We start from the raw sequence: 3,940 nt of genomic DNA on the forward strand, positions 1-3,940 counted from the left end.
ATCGTCGCGGTCAACAAGGACCCCGAAGCCCCGATCTTCGAACTCGTCGACTACGGCGTCGTCGGAGACCTCTTCAACGTCCTGCCCCAACTCACCGACCAGGTCAAGACGGGCTGACGCGCTGTCGACAGCCTCCACCGGCGAGTAGGAGCGAGCAACGGGAAGGGCACGACCGCCGAGGTCGCGCCCTTCTCCCACTCCCCGGCGCAGGCGCGCAGCAGCCCCGGCAGGTCGTCGGCGCTGTCGAACCCGTGCTTCAGCGCGGCCCGTTCGACGGCGTCCAAGTGCTCCCCCGTGCTGCGGACGCCAGCACCGGGTGCCACCAGGATCGTCCACCGACCATCGTTACGAGGGGGACCCGTGACTCGAAGCACCGCGCCGCAGCACACCGTTTTCGACGCCAACGAGCGCGCCGCCTGGGCCGGGCGCGGTGCCGCCTACGCGGCCTCGTTCGGCCGGCTCTGCGCCCGCCCGGTGGGCGAACTGCTGGACGCGGCGGGCGTGTCGGCGGGCAGCCGGGTGCTGGACGTCGGGACGGGCCCGGGCACCGTCGCCGCCGGGGCCGCCGCGCGCGGGGCCCGGGTGACCGCGGTGGACGCCGAGCCGAGCATGCTCGAACTCGCCCGCCGCAACGCCCCGCAGGCCCGCGCGGTGCTCGCCACCCTCCCCGGACTCCCCTTCGAGGATGGCGAGTTCGACGCGGTGGTGGCCAACTTCGTGCTGAACCACGTCGGCCGACCGCTGATCGCGCTCGCCGAGCTGCGGCGGGTGCTGCGCCCGGGCGGCCGGATCGCCCTGACCATCTGGTCGGGCAGCCCCGCCCCGGGGCAGACGCTGGTCCCGCGCGCCCTGCAGGCGGCCGGCGCGGTCCGCCCGCCGCACCTGGGGCCGCTCGATCCGGCCGACGACTTCCCGCGCACCGCCGACGGCCTGGCCGGCCTGCTCGACGCCGCCGGGCTGCGCGAAGTCCACTGCCGCACCGTCGACTTCGACCACGCCACGACGGTGGACGAGTGGTGGAGCGGCCCGGCCTCCGGCGTGGCCACCATCGGGCTGACCCTGCTCGCCCAGCCGCCGGAGATCCGGGCCGCGGCCCGCGAGCACTACGAGCGGCTGGCCGGGGAGTTCCGCACCGGCCCGGCGGGCACGGACGGCCTGCTGCTGCCGCACCGCGCCCTGCTGGCCGGCGCCGTCCGCTGACCGGGCGCCGCCGTCACCACTCCCGGGGCGCGATCAGCTCCTCCAGGTCGGCGTCCGGGAAGCCGTACGCCTGCGCGAGGTGGCCGAAGTCCTCGGCGATCGCCTCGCGGGCGACCGTCTCGATGTCGCTGTCGGCCGCGTAGAACTCCTCCGCCAGCAGGTTGAACTCCTCCGTCGCGGCGTGCGTCAGGACGTACAACTCCTTCAGCCCGTGCGGCGGTCGGGCCTCGATCCGCTCGCACAGCGCGCGCAGGATGTCGCCGCCCTTGGCCACCAGGTGCGCCGGGTAGTAGCCGTCCCCGCGCATCGACCGCAGGAACTCGTACTCCGCCAGCCGCTCGTTGGTGATCGCCATGTCGCCGCTCCGTCCGTCCGTGGGGTCCTCGCGGCCGATCATGCCCCCGGGCACTGACAGGGCGCCTACCGGCGGTCCCCGGCCGACCCGCGCAGCAGGTCGTCGACGTTCCGGCGCGGGGTGGGCGGGCCGGGCGGGCCGTAACCGACCCGCAGCACCACCTGCACGGTGCCGACGCCGCTCTCCGGGTCGCGCAACCGCCAACGGGTGTCCGGGAGTTCGATGGCCTGGTGGAGCACCGAGACCCGCAGCCCGCGGGCGGTGGCCACCAGCCAGACCCGCTCCATCGCCTGCCCGGCCCGCAGCCAGTCCGCCGCCGTGTCGCCCCGGGTGGAGACGGTCGCGACCTGCGGCAGCGCCTCGAAGCGCCTGGACCGGGCGGGCCCGCGCCCGGCGAAGTCCCGTATGGGGACCCGCACTTCGTGGTCCTGCGGGCCGAGTGCGCGCTTCGGGATGCCGTCCGGGGCCGGCTCGGCCCGCACCCAGCTGCCGGTCTCCGCCCGGAGGGCGGCGTCCCCGGCGATCCGCGCCTCGGCCTCCGCGGTCAGCGCCAGCACCCGGCGCGCGCCGTCCTCCTCCAGCACGTCCAGCACGGTGTCCTCGTCGGCGGCGGCCTCGATCAGCTCGCCGATCACCGCTTCCGGCACGTCCCGGTTCCCGAACGGCTCGCGGCTGGAGTGCCGTTGAGCGATCGCCTCGGCCAACTCGGCCGGTTCGTAGGGCACTCCGCGCGGCCCGAAGCGCACCACCGCGACCGGCCGGTCGGGGACGACCGTGTCGAGCGGGCCCGGCATCAGGTCCAACTCCTCGACGGGCAGACCGAGTCGGGCCGCCGCCACCCGAAGGTTGAACAGTGCGGCCCCGATCGACAGCAGCATGCCGCGCCCGTCCGGGTCCGCCAGCGGCACCGCCCGGGCCGGGTCCGCGTACACCAGCACGCCGGGCCCGTCCCCGGCCGGCCGGAACCGCCACGGCTGCGCGTTGTGCAGGGAGGGCGCGGCCCCGGCGGCCGCCACCAGCGCCCGCAGTTCCGCCTCGCTCGGCCCGCCCGGCACCCCGTCCACCGGGCCGCCCGGCACTCCCGTCGTCGCCATCGCCATCGACTCGGTCATCGCGGATCACTCCTCGCCGCATCCTCGTCGTGTGCCACGCCTTCAGTGCCTCGATCCTGCGCCCGTCCGCGTCCCGCCCGGTAGGGCCCAAAGGCCCGGGCCGGACGGCTTCCGCCCCCCCTGTTCCCGCTTTCCCGGGCCGGTGCCCGCCCCGTCCGCCGCCGCTGGCGTACCGTACGGACCATGGAATTCCGCCACCTGGGCCGAAGCGGCCTGATCATCAGCGAGATCGCGTACGGGAACTGGCTCACCCACGGTTCGCAGGTCGAGGAGGACACCGCGGCCGCGTGCATCCGAGCCGCCCTCGACGCCGGGATCACCACCTTCGACACCGCCGACGTGTACGCCGAGACCCGCGCCGAGTCGGTCCTCGGCCGGGCGCTCAAGGGGGAGCGCCGCGAAGGGCTGGAGATCCTCACCAAGGTGTTCTGGCCGACCGGGCCCGGCCGCAACGACCGCGGGCTGGGGCGCAAGCACGTCATGGAGTCGATCGACGGCTCGCTGCGCCGCCTGCAGACCGACTACGTGGACGTCTACCAGGCCCACCGCTACGACCCCTCCACTCCGCTGGAGGAGACCATGGAGGCGTTCGCCGACGTGGTCCGCTCCGGCAAGGCCCTGTACATCGGCGTCTCCGAGTGGACCGCCGAGCAGATCCGGGCGGGCCACGCGCTGGCCCGCGAGCTGCGCGTCCCGTTCGTCTCCAGCCAGCCGCAGTACAGCGCGCTGTGGCGGGTCATCGAGGGTGAAGTGGTGCCGACCTGCGAAGAGTTGGGCATCGGCCAGGTGGTCTGGTCGCCGATCGCGCAGGGCGTGCTGACCGGCAAGTACAAGCCGGGCGCCGAGCCGCCGGCCGGTTCCCGGGCCACCGACGAGAAGGGCGGCGCGAACTTCGTGGCGCGCTGGCTGCGGCCCGAAGTCCTGGAGCGTGTCCAGCTGCTGGAGCCGCTCGCGGCGGAGGCCGGGCTCTCGCTCGCCCAGCTCGCCGTCGCCTGGGTGCTGCAGAACCCGAACGTGTCCGCGGCCATCATCGGCGCCTCCCGTCCCGAGCAGGTCACCGAGAACGTCAAGGCCGCCGGCGTGAAGCTCGAGCCCGCGCTGCTCGCCCGGATGGACGAGATCCTGTCCCCCGTCGCCGAGTTCGACCCGGCCCGGACGGCGGAGAACGCCCCCAAGACCCGCCCCTGAGACAGCCGCGCAGCCCGCGTGACCCGCGAGAACCCGGGCACCTCGTGGACACCGCGCGGGCGGCCGCCGGAAGGAACCCTCCGGC

4 protein-coding genes and 1 pseudogene are annotated in these 3,940 nt (G+C 74.9%); 3 read left to right on the forward strand and 2 right to left on the reverse strand.

Going from position 1 to position 3,940, the window contains the following annotated elements:
* Positions 1 to 117 (forward strand): annotated as a pseudogene (locus OO48_RS37950) (electron transfer flavoprotein subunit alpha/FixB family protein); the annotation flags it as partial.
* Positions 118 to 360: 243 nt separating this feature from the next.
* Positions 361 to 1,200 carry a class I SAM-dependent methyltransferase gene (locus OO48_RS33670; protein ID WP_033223385.1) on the forward strand — a complete coding sequence of 280 codons (840 nt, stop codon included), beginning with the start codon at positions 361 to 363 and terminating at the stop codon, positions 1,198 to 1,200.
* A gap of 13 nt (positions 1,201 to 1,213) precedes the next feature.
* On the opposite strand, the gene OO48_RS33675 is transcribed toward OO48_RS33670, so the two are convergent.
* Together OO48_RS33675 and OO48_RS33680 are read right to left on the reverse strand one after the other, a co-directional pair.
* Positions 1,214 to 1,555 carry a DUF5713 family protein gene (locus OO48_RS33675; protein WP_033223389.1) on the reverse strand — a complete coding sequence of 114 codons (342 nt, stop codon included), beginning with the start codon at positions 1,553 to 1,555 and terminating at the stop codon, positions 1,214 to 1,216.
* A gap of 65 nt (positions 1,556 to 1,620) precedes the next feature.
* The gene (locus tag OO48_RS33680; RefSeq protein ID WP_245194921.1) at positions 1,621 to 2,667 is read right to left on the reverse strand and encodes an Acg family FMN-binding oxidoreductase; all 1,047 of its coding nucleotides are present in this window, start codon (positions 2,665 to 2,667) and stop codon (positions 1,621 to 1,623) included.
* Between the two features lie 183 nt (positions 2,668 to 2,850).
* Here OO48_RS33680 and OO48_RS33685 point away from each other — a divergent pair, with 183 nt between their 5' ends.
* Positions 2,851 to 3,855 carry an aldo/keto reductase family protein gene (locus OO48_RS33685; protein WP_033223387.1) on the forward strand — a complete coding sequence of 335 codons (1,005 nt, stop codon included), beginning with the start codon at positions 2,851 to 2,853 and terminating at the stop codon, positions 3,853 to 3,855.
* Positions 3,856 to 3,940 lie beyond the last annotated feature (85 nt).

Origin of the sequence: Kitasatospora phosalacinea, assembly GCF_000716545.1 — a bacterium.
Lineage (GTDB): Bacteria > Actinomycetota > Actinomycetes > Streptomycetales > Streptomycetaceae > Kitasatospora > Kitasatospora phosalacinea.